Source organism: Priestia megaterium (assembly GCF_041941685.1).
GTDB classification, from domain to species: Bacteria; Bacillota; Bacilli; order Bacillales; family Bacillaceae_H; genus Priestia; species Priestia megaterium_C.
The window spans coordinates 40,001-53,208 of record NZ_CP130958.1; the positions used below are offsets into that span (position 1 = coordinate 40,001).

Annotated in this window: 14 protein-coding genes, 2 rRNA genes and 1 pseudogene (1 of these 17 cut by a window edge); 16 read left to right on the plus strand and 1 reads right to left on the minus strand. The window is 37.3% G+C overall.

Annotated elements, in window-relative coordinates; all coding sequences use genetic code 11:
- The 12 genes from Q5794_RS00230 to rsmI all read left to right on the plus strand — a co-directional run.
- A 23S ribosomal RNA gene (locus Q5794_RS00230) occupies positions 1 to 489 on the plus strand (it extends 2,447 nt beyond the left edge of the window).
- Between the two features lie 62 nt (positions 490 to 551).
- Positions 552 to 667, plus strand: a 5S ribosomal RNA gene (rrf, locus tag Q5794_RS00235).
- A 138-nt stretch (positions 668 to 805) separates the two neighbouring features.
- Positions 806 to 988: a sigma factor G inhibitor Gin gene (locus Q5794_RS00240; RefSeq protein ID WP_013054842.1), complete on the plus strand. Its 183-nt coding sequence runs from the start codon at positions 806 to 808 to the stop codon at positions 986 to 988.
- A gap of 153 nt (positions 989 to 1,141) precedes the next feature.
- Positions 1,142 to 2,566: an aminotransferase class I/II-fold pyridoxal phosphate-dependent enzyme gene (locus Q5794_RS00245; protein WP_214988682.1), complete on the plus strand. Its 1,425-nt coding sequence runs from the start codon at positions 1,142 to 1,144 to the stop codon at positions 2,564 to 2,566.
- Between the two features lie 16 nt (positions 2,567 to 2,582).
- Complete coding sequence (gene tmk, locus Q5794_RS00250; RefSeq protein ID WP_043979046.1) at positions 2,583 to 3,209, plus strand: dTMP kinase; 627 nt, start codon at positions 2,583 to 2,585, stop codon at positions 3,207 to 3,209.
- A 63-nt stretch (positions 3,210 to 3,272) separates the two neighbouring features.
- On the plus strand, positions 3,273 to 3,602 hold the full coding sequence (locus tag Q5794_RS00255; protein ID WP_013054845.1) for a cyclic-di-AMP receptor: 330 nt from the start codon (positions 3,273 to 3,275) through the stop codon (positions 3,600 to 3,602).
- 33 nt (positions 3,603 to 3,635) lie between these two features.
- Positions 3,636 to 4,628: a DNA polymerase III subunit delta' gene (gene holB, locus Q5794_RS00260; RefSeq protein WP_098623013.1), complete on the plus strand. Its 993-nt coding sequence runs from the start codon at positions 3,636 to 3,638 to the stop codon at positions 4,626 to 4,628.
- A gap of 4 nt (positions 4,629 to 4,632) precedes the next feature.
- On the plus strand, positions 4,633 to 5,460 hold the full coding sequence (locus Q5794_RS00265; protein WP_013054847.1) for a stage 0 sporulation family protein: 828 nt from the start codon (positions 4,633 to 4,635) through the stop codon (positions 5,458 to 5,460).
- A 14-nt stretch (positions 5,461 to 5,474) separates the two neighbouring features.
- Positions 5,475 to 5,840 carry a DNA replication initiation control protein YabA gene (yabA, locus tag Q5794_RS00270; RefSeq protein ID WP_013054848.1) on the plus strand — a complete coding sequence of 122 codons (366 nt, stop codon included), beginning with the start codon at positions 5,475 to 5,477 and terminating at the stop codon, positions 5,838 to 5,840.
- A 78-nt stretch (positions 5,841 to 5,918) separates the two neighbouring features.
- A complete protein-coding gene (locus Q5794_RS00275) occupies positions 5,919 to 6,665 on the plus strand; it encodes a tRNA1(Val) (adenine(37)-N6)-methyltransferase (RefSeq protein ID WP_116741793.1) in 747 nt (248 codons plus the stop codon).
- A complete protein-coding gene (locus Q5794_RS00280; RefSeq protein WP_013054850.1) occupies positions 6,652 to 6,939 on the plus strand; it encodes a GIY-YIG nuclease family protein in 288 nt (95 codons plus the stop codon). Before Q5794_RS00275 ends, Q5794_RS00280 begins: the two co-directional genes overlap by 14 nt.
- Positions 6,917 to 7,789, plus strand: coding sequence for a 16S rRNA (cytidine(1402)-2'-O)-methyltransferase (gene rsmI, locus Q5794_RS00285; protein ID WP_192998225.1), 873 nt, complete (start codon positions 6,917 to 6,919; stop codon positions 7,787 to 7,789). Before Q5794_RS00280 ends, rsmI begins: the two co-directional genes overlap by 23 nt.
- A 32-nt stretch (positions 7,790 to 7,821) precedes the next feature.
- Here rsmI and Q5794_RS00290 read toward each other — a convergent pair whose 3' ends face one another.
- Positions 7,822 to 8,112, minus strand: coding sequence for an AbrB/MazE/SpoVT family DNA-binding domain-containing protein (locus tag Q5794_RS00290; protein ID WP_170836841.1), 291 nt, complete (start codon positions 8,110 to 8,112; stop codon positions 7,822 to 7,824).
- A 565-nt stretch (positions 8,113 to 8,677) separates the two neighbouring features.
- On the opposite strand from Q5794_RS00290, the pseudogene metG reads away from it, so the two are divergent.
- From metG to rsmA, 4 genes and pseudogenes are all read left to right on the plus strand, one after another.
- Positions 8,678 to 10,659, plus strand: a pseudogene (gene metG, locus Q5794_RS00295) (methionine--tRNA ligase).
- Positions 10,660 to 10,730: 71 nt separating this feature from the next.
- Positions 10,731 to 11,501: a TatD family hydrolase gene (locus tag Q5794_RS00300; protein WP_214988685.1), complete on the plus strand. Its 771-nt coding sequence runs from the start codon at positions 10,731 to 10,733 to the stop codon at positions 11,499 to 11,501.
- Between the two features lie 223 nt (positions 11,502 to 11,724).
- Positions 11,725 to 12,288 carry a ribonuclease M5 gene (gene rnmV / locus Q5794_RS00305; RefSeq protein WP_192998228.1) on the plus strand — a complete coding sequence of 188 codons (564 nt, stop codon included), beginning with the start codon at positions 11,725 to 11,727 and terminating at the stop codon, positions 12,286 to 12,288.
- Entirely contained in the window at positions 12,282 to 13,160 is an 879-nt protein-coding gene (gene rsmA / locus Q5794_RS00310) for a 16S rRNA (adenine(1518)-N(6)/adenine(1519)-N(6))-dimethyltransferase RsmA (protein WP_098548156.1), read from the plus strand. Before rnmV ends, rsmA begins: the two co-directional genes overlap by 7 nt.
- Positions 13,161 to 13,208: the final 48 nt, after the last annotated feature.

Consider the following 13,208-nt stretch of genomic DNA (forward strand, 5'->3'; position numbering starts at 1 on the left):
AAGGGCCATCGCTCAACGGATAAAAGCTACCCCGGGGATAACAGGCTTATCTCCCCCAAGAGTCCACATCGACGGGGAGGTTTGGCACCTCGATGTCGGCTCATCGCATCCTGGGGCTGTAGTCGGTCCCAAGGGTTGGGCTGTTCGCCCATTAAAGCGGTACGCGAGCTGGGTTCAGAACGTCGTGAGACAGTTCGGTCCCTATCCGTCGTGGGCGTAGGAAATTTGAGAGGAGCTGTCCTTAGTACGAGAGGACCGGGATGGACACACCGCTGGTGTACCAGTTGTCTTGCCAAAGGCATCGCTGGGTAGCTATGTGTGGACGGGATAAGTGCTGAAAGCATCTAAGCATGAAGCCCCCCTCAAGATGAGATTTCCCATAGCGCAAGCTAGTAAGATCCCTGAAAGATGATCAGGTTGATAGGTCAGAGGTGGAAGCGTGGCGACATGTGTAGCTGACTGATACTAATCGATCGAGGACTTAACCAAACTTTAAAAGCGTAAGCTTTACTCAGCGAACTGTTATCTAGTTTTGAGAGAGCAATCTCTTGTCTGGTGGCGATAGCGAAGAGGTCACACCCGTTCCCATATCGAACACGGAAGTTAAGCTCTTTAGCGCCAATGGTAGTTGGGACTTTGTCCCTGTGAGAGTAGGACGTTGCCAGGCACCTAAAAAGGACTAGCTATTTTAGCTAGTCCTTTTTTTATTATTCACAGAGTATAAGCTATCTACATAAAATGAGGTAAATGAACTGCATAAAGAAGTTACATCTTGTCGATACTTATTTAGTGGAGGTGGAGAGTAATGGAAAAACAAATTAAAACATGTTCCGTTTGTCATGAACAGCATACAAAGGGTATTGAGGTGTTTTCCAGCTTTATATGCCAACACTGCGAGGTAGAGATTGTAGAGGTGGATTCATCTCATTTTCGTTATCAATTGTTAGTAGATCAATTAAAGAGAATATCAGGAGCGTTTTCTTACTAAAAGCCCTTTTTTATAAGGGCTTCTTTATATGGTTCAAAAAAATCATCTAAGTTTGTTATAATGAAAGAAAAATGAATTTTGATAGGAAAAATACTTACATATTCTTTTATCAAGTTAACAATGTTATATTTACAAAAAGTAAGGAATGGATATATGGATACATATTTACCTTTATATAACCGTTTAGTAAGGCACAGCGAAAAGAGGTCACTCTCTTATCACGTGCCCGGCCATAAAAATGGTCAAATTCTACCTTCACATATTCAGTCTTCTTACGCAGACTTTTTGCAATACGATCTAACCGAAATTAGCGGATTAGATGATTTACATGAAGCAGACTCTGTTATTAAAGAAGCACAAGAGTTAACGGCAAAGTTGTATGGAGTAGATGAAAGCTTTTTTTTAGTTAATGGTTCTACTGTAGGCAATCTCGCTGCGATTTTATCTCTTTGTCAAGAAGGAGATAAAATTGCTGTCCAAAGAGATTCTCATAAATCTATTTTTAATGCTATTGCTTTATCAAAGGCATCACCTATTTTTTTAGCTCCTGAAATAGATTCAAAAACATATCTTAGTACAGGTGTATCCATTAAAACAATTAAAGCGGCTTTAGAGCATTCTGAGGATATAAAAGCATTTGTATTAACAAATCCTACTTACTACGGGGTGGCGCGAGATTTAAAGGAGATTATTGACTTTATTCATAGCTACAATATTCCTATAATTATTGATGAAGCTCATGGAGCCCATTTTATTTTAGGCAATCCTTTTCCTTCTTCAGCTGTTACGTATGGAGCGGATCTTGTTGTTCAGTCAGCACATAAAACGCTGCCAGCTATGACTATGGGTTCTTATTTACATATGCAGGGGACATTGATAAATAAGAAAAGCGTTCGGCATTACCTACAAGTACTGCAGTCAAGCAGTCCCTCATATCCTATTATGGCTTCTCTCGATTTAGCACGATATTATCTGCAGCAGTTTACTCAGCATGATATTGATAGAATGACTGACAATATTCATTCGTTTGCTGAAAAGATTAATGAGATTGATACACTTTCAACTATTGATGTGGAAACAGATCAAACTGCTAACGACCTTTTGAAAATGACGTTGACTTGTTCGGCGGCAACAGGATATCATTTGCAAAAGGAACTGGAAAAGCAAGATATTTATACAGAACTAGCTGACGTTAACTATGTATTGTTTGTTCTACCTTTGAGCAGCAGTTGGGATTTTAATGATACAATTAAGCGGGTTGGACAAGCAGTAGAGAATATACAGCGTAAGTCATATGAAAAACCAATAATCAAACCATTTCGTTTTTCAAGAGCAACGGTTCTCCTGCCTATGGAAGAAAGAAAACTAAGGACAAAGCATATGTGTTCGTTTGAAGAAGCGATTGGGTGTGTAAGCGCACAATCTGTTATTCCATATCCTCCTGGAATTCCTATTTTAATGGAGGGAGAAATGATTACGAGCAATCATATTGACTATATTTTGCATATTCAAAGGTTAAACGGTCATATTCAAGGCGGCTCTTGTATGGAAGAAGGAAAGATAGAAGTATTTAAATAGAGAAAGGAATTTATACATGTCAGGAACGTTTATTACATTCGAAGGCCCAGAGGGTGCTGGTAAGACGACCATCATCCATATGGTTCAACAAAAATTAATACAAGAGGGCTATACCATTGTATTAACAAGAGAGCCTGGAGGCATACGAATTGCTGAACAAATTCGTGAAATCATCTTAAATCCATCTAACACGGAAATGGATGCCAGAACCGAAGCACTTCTTTACGCTGCGGCTAGAAGACAACATCTTGTGGAAAAAGTGATTCCTGAGCTAAATAAAGGGAATATAGTATTATGTGACCGTTTTATTGATAGCTCACTTGCTTATCAAGGAAATGCGCGGGGTATAGGCGTAGAAGATATTTTTGCTATCAATCAATTTGCTATTGAGCAAACGATGCCACAGGCCACTTTATATTTTGATATTGAGCCTGAGGTAGGATTAGAAAGAATTAATAAAGGTCGAAAAGATGAGATTAATCGATTAGATTTAGAATCCTTAGACTTTCATTACAAAGTACGAGATGGATATTTATCTCTTTTGAGTGAATTTCCAGAGCGTATTCGACGAATTGATGCAAATCAATCCGTTGAAAAAGTCTGTGAAGAAGCTTATAAACAAATAAAATTGATTTTAAAATAAATACAGATGATCGTTATTCTTGCTATACTATTCTTAACAAAAAAGTAAAATGAGGTGTTATTCATGAAATTAGTAATGGCCGTTATTCAAGATTCAGATAGCTCAAAGCTTTTAAATGCACTTGTAGAAAGAGGGTTTCGTTCAACCAAATTATCAAGTACGGGCGGATTTTTAAAATCAGGGAATACAACAATTATGATTGGTACAGATGATCATAAAGTAGATGAAGTACTTGATATTATTAAGGGCCAATGTGAAAACCGCAGACAGATGATTTCTCCTGTGGCACCGATGGGCGGTAATGCAGATTCATACATTCCGTATCCTGTTGAAGTTGAAGTGGGCGGAGCTACAGTATTCGTACTACCAGTAGATCAATTTCATCAATTTTGAGAGAGAAGATTTTAAATAGAAAGTGATGATTGAATGGGAAATACATGGGAACAGCTTGAAGATCTTCAGCCGAACGTATTAAAGATTTTGCAAAACAGCTTACTTAAAGAGCGAGTTGCTCATGCTTATTTATTTGAAGGAAGCAAAGGAACAGGTAAAAAACAAATTAGTTTTTTGTTTGCTAAAGCGCTGTTTTGCCAAAATCCAGTTAATCATAGGCCATGTCATGAGTGCAGTAACTGCCGGCGAATTGATTCAGGTAATCATCCAGATATTCACTTGATTGAGCCAGCTGGTCTATCGATTAAAAAAGAGCAAATTCAATTCTTGCAATCAGAATTCACAAAAACCGGTGTTGAATCTAATAAAAAGTTATATATTGTGAATCATGTTGATAAAATGACAGTAAGCGCAGCAAATAGTTTACTGAAATTTTTAGAAGAGCCTGGCAACGGAACGTATGCAATTTTATTAACGGAAAATATACAGCGCTTATTAGATACGATTATCTCACGTTGCCAAGTAATATCATTTCGATCTCTTACACCAGAACAGTTAGCTGAAAAACTAGTAGAAAATGGCCTTTCCGCAGTAGATGCGTCCATCTTGTCTAATTTAACAAACAGCATTGATGAAGCAATTGAATTAAGTAAAGATGAATGGTTTGGACTTGCAATAAAGTTAGTGATACAATTATATGAAGTGTTAACAACGAGACCTCAACAAGCTCTTCTTTTTATTCATGAAAAGTGGGTAACACATTTTAAAGAAAAAGAACAAGCTCATATTGGTTTAACTTTATTGATGCTTCTTTATCGTGATTTGTTGACGCTGCAAGTTGGACAAGAGTCTAAAATCGTCTATCGTCATAAAATAGAAGAATTAAAACAGCAAGCTCTTCAGACAACGCAGGAAAAAGCGATTTATCGCTTAGAGGTTATCTTGAAGGCCAAAAATAAATTAAATTCAAATATGAATCTACAGTTATTAATGGAACAGCTGGTGTTGGATTTGCAGGAGGGATAAAAGCTTGTATGATGTAGTAGGCGTTCGCTTTAAAAAAGCGGGAAAAATATATTATTTTGACCCTGGAGAACTTACAATTCCAGATGGTGAGTTTGTTATTGTAGAAACAGTTCGTGGTGTTGAATTTGGTAGAGTGGTTATTAATAAAAAGCAAGTAAGTGAACACGATGTCGTACTTCCTTTGAAAAAAGTAATCCGCATTGCCGAACAAAAAGACAGGCTGATTGTGGATGAAAATAAACAAGCTGCTAGAGAAGCGTATGACGTATGCGTGCAAAAAATTCAATCACACGATTTAGATATGAAGTTAGTAGATGTAGAATATACGTTTGATCGTAATAAAGTCATTTTTTATTTTACAGCAGACGGCCGTATTGATTTTAGAGAGTTAGTTAAAGATTTAGCTGCTATTTTCCGTACGCGAATTGAGCTTCGTCAAATCGGTGTACGAGACGAGGCAAAGCTGTTGGGCGGGATAGGCCCTTGTGGACGTATGCTATGTTGCTCAACGTTTTTAGGTGATTTTGAGCCGGTTTCTATTAAGATGGCCAAAGACCAAAACCTATCGCTTAATCCAACGAAAATCTCTGGTTTATGCGGACGTTTGATGTGTTGTTTAAAATATGAAAATGATGAGTATGAAACGGCAAAAGAACAGCTTCCTGATATAGGCTCAACAATTAAAACTTCAGATGGTTCAGGACGTGTAGTGGGTTTGAATATTTTGGAAAGAATTATTCAAGTGGAACTGTCAGATCACGAACAAATTTTAGAGTATACTCTGGATGAGATCAATAATGAAGGTGCTGTTTCGTTTCAAGCCACAGATTAACGAGGTGGGCAAAGGTGGATAAAAAAGAGATTTTTGATTCGGTGACAAACATGGAGGAACAAATTGGTCATTTATATAAGCAGTTAGGTGAGTTGAAAGAGCATCTTGCTGAGCTAATTGAAGAAAATCATCACCTGCAAATAGAAAATGATCATTTGCGCCGTCGCCTTGACCAGACAAACTTCGAAACGAAGCTGAAAAATAGACATTCAAAAGCAAGCGCTCAAACAAAAGAGCAAAAACAAATTGATATCGGAGAAGGATATGACAATTTGGCTCGCCTTTACCAAGAGGGTTTTCATATTTGTAACATTCATTATGGAAGTGTGCGTAAAGATGGAGACTGTTTGTTTTGCTTGTCATTTTTAAATAAAAAGTAACAACACCTCTCCCTTTTGGAGAGGTTCTTTTTATGAGTAAAAGATATAAATAATAGATGTACAAGGAGAAGAACGACTATGGTTGAGTTATATGGAGATGAACGTTTAGATTATCTATTAGCCGATGAGGAGATGCGCATTATTCAAAGTCCGTCTGTCTTTTCCTTTTCATTGGATGCTGTGCTTTTATCTCACTTTGCTTATGTCCCAATTCGTAAAGGTAACTTGGTTGATTTATGTTCAGGAAACGGTGTAATCCCACTGTTTTTATCTAAACGAACAAAGGGAAAAATCATTGGTGTAGAAATTCAAGAGCGGCTACACAGTATGGCGCAAAGAAGTATTGCGTATAATCAGCTGGACGGGCAGATTAAAATGATACACGGTGATTTAAAAAATGCGCCTCAAGAACTGGGTTATGGAAAATATGATGTTGTAACATGTAATCCTCCTTATTTCACCACATCCAATAAAGAAGAGATAAATGAAAACGAACACTTTGCAATCGCTCGCCACGAGATTCATTGTTCGTTGGAAGATGTGATTAGAGCCAGCAGTCAACTAGTGAAGCAAGGCGGAAAAGTGGCATTAGTTCACCGTCCAGGAAGACTATTAGATATCGTTACGTTAATGAGGCAGTACCGTTTAGAGCCAAAGAGACTTCAGTTTGTCTATCCTAAAGATGGGAAAGAAGCAAATACACTTTTAATTGAAGGTACGAAGGATGGAAGTCCAGATTTAAAGATTCTTCCTCCGCTGGTGGTCTACCAAAATAATGATGAATACACGGACGAATTAAAAAGGATTTTATATGGAACAAAATAATCATTATTTTTATGTAGTTGAATGCAAGGACTGTACGTATTACGCTGGTTACACGAATAATTTGCAAAAACGTATTTCTGTCCATAATGAAGGAAAAGGGGCAAAATATACGAGAGCAAGAAGGCCTGTTTCATTAATTTGGCATGAGGTGTTTACTTCTAAAACAGAAGCTATGCAAAAAGAATATTGGTTCAAACAGTTAAGCAGAGTGCAAAAACAGGCTTACATTCGAAGGGAGCAAGAAAAGCAGAATGAAATCACAAAAAAGTTATGATGTATCGAATGAACGAGGCGTTTTATATTTAGTTCCCACTCCTATTGGAAACTTAGAGGATATGACATTTCGTGCGATTCGAATTTTAAAAGAAGTTGATTATATTGCCGCAGAAGATACGAGACAAACGAAAAAACTATGTAACCACTTTGAGATCGATACGCCTATTACAAGTTATCATGAACATAATAAACATACAAAAAGTGAACAGCTGTTAAGCGACTTAGACAGTGAAAAAAATATTGCTTTAGTAAGCGACGCGGGCATGCCTTGTATTTCAGATCCTGGTTATGAGTTAGTGGTAGCTGCCGTTAAAGAAGGGTATACGGTTGTTCCGCTGCCGGGGCCTAACGCAGCATTAACAGCTTTAATTGCTTCGGGACTACCTACGGGGCAGTTTTATTTTTATGGATTTTTAAACAGAAATAAAAAACAGCGTAAAGAACAACTTCAAGAGCTTCAGTATATTAAGGAAAGCATGATATTTTATGAAGCCCCTCATCGATTAAAAGAAACACTAAAGAGTATAGAAGAAATTTTAGGGAACCGATCTATTGTGTTATGTAGAGAGTTAACAAAACGCTATGAAGAATTTTTAAGAGGAAGTGTATTAGAAGCAATTGAATGGACAAATGCCACAGATATTAGAGGCGAATTCTGCTTAATTCTTGAAGGGACAAATGAAGAAGCGCCAGATGAAAGTAATCTATGGTGGGAACAGCTCACCATTATCGAGCATGTTGATCACTATGTAGAAGAAGGACTTTCAAACAAAGAAGCTATTAAGCAAGTGGCAAAAGATCGAGATGTGTCAAAGCGAGAAATTTATAGTGAATATCACGTACATTAAAAAAAGCTGTCTATCATAGACAGCTTTTCGTTTTATTTAGAAGCTTGTAAAGAATCTTGAAGTTCTTTCATGATTTGTTCTGCACCTTCACGGCTTAGAATTAATTTGCCGCTAGCAAGTTGAATGTTATCATCAGATACTTCACCTGTTACTTGGCAAGTCATGTTTGGTTTGTATTTTTTTAAGATGATGCGCTCTTCATCTACATAGATTTCTAGAGCATCTTTCTCTGCAATTCCTAATGTACGACGTAATTCAATTGGAATTACTACGCGTCCTAATTCATCAACTTTACGAACAATACCTGTAGATTTCATGTTAATCGTTCTCCTCTCAGTAATCATTTTTCTATGTTATTACTTTCGTCATTATTCGACAATTTCAACGTACTTTCATAATACCAGCGTTTCCAAAACTAGTCAATCATTTTATATGTAAAAAAATGTAGCTGGGAAAAAATTTTTTCTCGACTTGTTTACAAGCTAATTGTGACTGTCAGTCAAGGAATGACAAGGGGTTTCATTGGAAAAAAGATTAATCGTCTAAATAGCTTGATATTAACTATTATGAAGATAGGGTAAATGTAATTCGACATAAAACGACAAAATTAGACCTATTTGTCGTCTTCATCAAAGTGACTTTTTGAATGAGGGTATATTTTATATAAAAATAGGGCGAAGCTGATACAATTAACAGGATTATTTTTTGGGAAAATAACGATTATTTAAAAATGAAGTGAATCCGTCATATTCCCGTGTATATAGGAAGAGAATGTTTTGAAATTATCATGTAAAATAGTATGATAGATAGTAGAATAAGAAGACAGGGTTTATATGATTACATACATATAAATCAAAATGTTGAAATGGAATGTTGGAGGTTATGAACATGGCAGATGGAAATAATACATTTTATATTACTACGCCGATTTATTATCCGAGTGGTAAATTACATATAGGGCATGCATACACGACGGTAGCGGGAGATGCAATGGCTCGTTATAAACGTTTGAGAGGGTTTGACGTACGTTATTTAACAGGTACAGATGAACATGGTCAAAAAATTCAGCGAAAAGCAGAAGAGAAAAACGTGACACCTCAGCAATACGTAGATGATATTGTATCTGGAATCAAAGAGCTGTGGGATAAGATGGATATTTCGTATGATGATTTTATCCGTACAACAGAACCAAGACATAAAGAAATCGTGGAAAAGATTTTCGCGCGCCTTTTAGAACAAGGTGATATTTATCTTGATGAGTATGAAGGTTGGTATTCAGTTCCCGATGAGACGTACTATACAGAGCATCAACTAGTAGATCCAATCGTTGAAAATGGAAAAGTTGTAGGCGGAAAAAGCCCGGATAGCGGACACCCTGTAGAGCTCGTTCGAGAAGAGTCCTATTTCTTTAAAATGGGGAAATACGTAGATCGTTTACTAGCTTTTTATGAAGAAAACCCTTCATTTATTCAACCAGAGTCCCGTAAAAACGAAATGATCAATAATTTTATTAAGCCTGGCCTTGAAGACTTAGCTGTTTCTCGTACGACGTTTGATTGGGGGTAAAAGTTCCAGGTAACCCAAAACACGTTATTTACGTATGGATTGATGCGCTTTCTAACTATATCACCTCTCTTGGGTATGATACAGAAAACGATGAAAACTATCGAAAATATTGGCCGGCTAACGTACATTTAGTAGGAAAAGAAATCGTACGTTTCCATACTATTTATTGGCCAATCATGTTGATGGCACTTGATTTGCCACTTCCTAAGAAAGTATTTGCTCACGGCTGGTTATTAATGAAAGATGGAAAGATGTCGAAGTCAAAAGGGAATGTAGTAGACCCAGTGACATTGATTGACCGCTATGGACTAGATGCCCTTCGTTACTACTTGCTTCGTGAAGTCCCATTCGGTTCAGACGGTGTATTCACACCAGAAGCGTTTGTTGAACGTATTAACTTTGACTTAGCAAATGACCTTGGGAACTTAGTTAATCGTACAGTGGCGATGATTAATAAGTATTTTGATGGTGTTATTCCGACTTATGAAGGCAATGTAACAGAGTTTGATGCACTTATCGTCCAAGCTCAAAAAGATACAGTGAATAAATATGAAGAAGCGATGGAAGATATGGAGTTTTCAGTGGCTCTTGCTTCTATCTGGCAATATGTAAGCCGCACGAATAAATACATTGATGAAACGCAGCCTTGGGCGTTAGCAAAAGATGAGAATAAGCGTGCAGAACTTGCTTCCGTTATGACACATCTAGCTGAATCAATTCGTCACATTGCGGTATTACTGCAGCCATTCTTAACGCGTACGCCTGAGAAAATTTTTGCTCAGATTGGTGTAAAAGAAGATGTATTAAAAACGTGGGAAAGCACGACGCGTTTTAATATGCTTAAAGAAGGCACAAAAGTAGAAAAAGGTGAGCCAATGTTCCCTCGTCTAGATCGAGAAGAAGAGGTAGCGTTTATTAAAGAGCAGATGCAAGGAAGTGCTCAAAAGGAAGAAAAACCTGTTGTGAAGGAAGAGCCTTCTGAAGAGATTATAATTGATGATTTCATGAAAGTAGAGCTTCGTGTAGCGCAAGTTACGCAAGTAGAACCAGTTAAAAAGGCAGATAAACTATTAAAGCTGCAGCTTGATCTTGGCTATGAAAAACGCCAGGTTGTATCAGGTATTGCCAAGTTTTATAAGCCTGAAGAATTAGTAGGTCGAAAAGTAATTTGTGTAACCAACTTAAAACCTGTGAAACTGCGCGGTGAACTATCACAAGGAATGATTTTAGCGGGGGAAGATGAGAATGGTCTTTCACTAGCAAGCGTAGATCAAAACTTAGCAAACGGCACGAAGATAAAATAAGTAGAGGTAAAAGGGGTGTTTCACGTGTAACATGCGAGGACCCCCTTTTATTCATGGAAAGGATCGATTAGATGTTATTTGATACACATGTTCATTTAAACGCAGAACAGTATGAAGATGATTTGCAAGAAGTAATTAATCGTGCGTTAGAAAAAGGTGTTCAAAACATGGTAGTTGTTGGATTCGATGAACCTACCATCAAAAAGGCTATTCAAATAGCTGAAACGTATGACTTTATCTATGCTAGTGTAGGATGGCATCCAGTAGATGCAGTTGATATGACGGATGAGCACTTAGCTTGGATTGAAGAGTTAGCTCAGCATCCGAAAGTTGTTGCTTTAGGAGAAATGGGATTAGACTACCATTGGGATAAATCCCCTAAAGAAGTTCAAAAAGACGTATTTCGCCGTCAAATTCGCTTAGCTCGCAAAGTGAATTTACCTATCATTATTCATAATCGTGATGCAACGGAAGACGTGGTAACCATTTTAAAAGAAGAGCACGTAGAAGAAGTAGGTGGGATTATGCATTGCTTCACGGGCAGTATTGAAGTAGCGAATCAGTGTATGGATATGAATATGTATATTTCTTTTGGCGGACCTGTTACTTTTAAAAATGCGAAAAAGCCAAAAGAAGTTGCTACAGAGCTTCCTTTAGATAAACTATTAATTGAAACAGACTGTCCTTATCTGACTCCTCATCCATTCCGCGGCACGCGCAATGAACCTGGTTATGTTTCATACGTAGCAGAGCAAATTGCAGAGTTAAAAGGTATAACGTATGAAGAATTAGCTGATATTACAACAGCTAACGCCAAAAAGCTATTTGGCATTAATGATTAAAACTTTTTCTCATATAACAATCATTTTCGTGTTAAAGTAAAGATAGGCGCAGAGGAGAATGTTATCCTCTGCCTTTTTCAGTTAAAATAACAGGTAAATGCTTTTTAATTTAGTTGATAATAAGATAAAACGTTGATTTCATAGAAGAAAAATGATGTGCGTAACGATCATTTCATTTTTACTGAAAAGCAAATGAACAAAACTGAATGTTTTGGAGGAAGCAATGAAGATTAAAGAAATTATTGTAGTAGAAGGCCGAGATGACACTGTAGCGATTAAACGTGCAGTGGATGCGGATACCATCGAGACAAATGGATCAGCTGTAAATGAAGAAACTATTGAGAAAGTAAAATTAGCTCAAAAAACAAGAGGCGTGATTATTTTTACAGATCCAGATTATCCAGGACAGCGAATTCGAAATATTGTTTCAGAACGTGTTCCAGGATGTAAACATGCATTCTTAGATAAAGAAGAGGCTCGCCCTAAAAATGGCAAAGGTATTGGAGTTGAACATGCTTCTATTGCGTCTATTCAAAAAGCACTAAAAGATGTGAAGCAAGAGTGGATGGGGGCAGCTATCGAGATTTCTCAAGAGGATTTAATCGTAGCTCGTTTGATAGGAGATAGTAAAGCCAAGTCTCGACGTGAAAGAATAGGGAAGTTATTAAAAATTGGCTATGCCAACGGAAAGCAGCTCCATAAACGATTACAGATGTTCCAAATTTCAAAAGAGGACTTTATCAGAGCTGTTGAGCAGATAAATAAGGAGGAAAAGGGATCGTGTTAAAAGATATTGCAACGCCTAATCGAACCAAGGAAATTTTAAAGAAATACGGTTTTACATTTAAAAAGAGTTTGGGACAAAATTTTTTAATTGATACGAACATTTTACATCGTATTGTTGAACATGCGGAAATAACAGAAGAAACGGGAGCTATTGAAATTGGACCTGGTATCGGGGCCTTAACTGAACAGCTAGCAAAGCGCGCAAAAAAAGTACTGGCATTTGAAATCGACCAGCGTTTGCTTCCGATTTTAGCTGATACTCTTTCTCCTTACTCAAATGCAAAAGTCATTCATCAAGATGTGTTAAAAGCGGATTTAAAAGGGACGCTCGAACAAGAATTCGAAAACATAGAAGATTTAATGGTCGTTGCGAATTTACCCTATTACGTGACGACACCCATTTTGATGAAATTATTAGAAGAGCAAATCCCGGTACGTGGAATCGTCGTTATGCTTCAAAAAGAAGTTGCCGATCGTATAGCAGCTAAACCGGGAACAAAAGAGTACGGTTCACTTTCTATTGCGATTCAATACTATACAGAGGCTGAGACGGTTATGATTGTGCCTAAAACAGTGTTTAATCCGCAGCCTAATGTAGATTCAGCTGTTATTCGATTGTTGAGAAGACCAAAGCCCGCGGTAGAAGTACAAGATGAAGCATTCTTCTTCCAAGTTGTACGAGCAAGTTTTGGACAACGTCGAAAAACAATTTTAAACAATCTAGTGAACAACTTGCCAAATGGGAAGCAGAAAAAAGCGGACATTGAGCAAGCACTTTCAACTGCTGAAATTGATCCGAAACGAAGAGGCGAAACGTTATCTATTCAAGAATTTGGAAAGCTAAGTGATCAACTTTTAAAATCATTTCGCTAAATCATCACATTTTTATCATGAAGTCATAGGCTATGAAGAGAATTTATT

What these genes read in the sequence shown, in the direction of transcription:
- holB (WP_098623013.1), top strand. Translation starts at nt 3,636, where the DNA reads ATGGGAAATACATGGGAACAGCTTGAAGATCTTCAGCCGAACGTATTA.
- Q5794_RS00275 (WP_116741793.1), top strand. Translation starts at nt 5,919, where the DNA reads ATGGTTGAGTTATATGGAGATGAACGTTTAGATTATCTATTAGCCGAT.
- Q5794_RS00240 (WP_013054842.1), top strand. Translation starts at nt 806, where the DNA reads ATGGAAAAACAAATTAAAACATGTTCCGTTTGTCATGAACAGCATACA.
- rsmI (WP_192998225.1), top strand. Translation starts at nt 6,917, where the DNA reads ATGAAATCACAAAAAAGTTATGATGTATCGAATGAACGAGGCGTTTTA.
- Q5794_RS00255 (WP_013054845.1), top strand. Translation starts at nt 3,273, where the DNA reads ATGAAATTAGTAATGGCCGTTATTCAAGATTCAGATAGCTCAAAGCTT.
- rnmV (WP_192998228.1), top strand. Translation starts at nt 11,725, where the DNA reads ATGAAGATTAAAGAAATTATTGTAGTAGAAGGCCGAGATGACACTGTA.
- Q5794_RS00300 (WP_214988685.1), top strand. Translation starts at nt 10,731, where the DNA reads ATGTTATTTGATACACATGTTCATTTAAACGCAGAACAGTATGAAGAT.
- tmk (WP_043979046.1), top strand. Translation starts at nt 2,583, where the DNA reads ATGTCAGGAACGTTTATTACATTCGAAGGCCCAGAGGGTGCTGGTAAG.
- Q5794_RS00280 (WP_013054850.1), top strand. Translation starts at nt 6,652, where the DNA reads ATGGAACAAAATAATCATTATTTTTATGTAGTTGAATGCAAGGACTGT.
- Q5794_RS00245 (WP_214988682.1), top strand. Translation starts at nt 1,142, where the DNA reads ATGGATACATATTTACCTTTATATAACCGTTTAGTAAGGCACAGCGAA.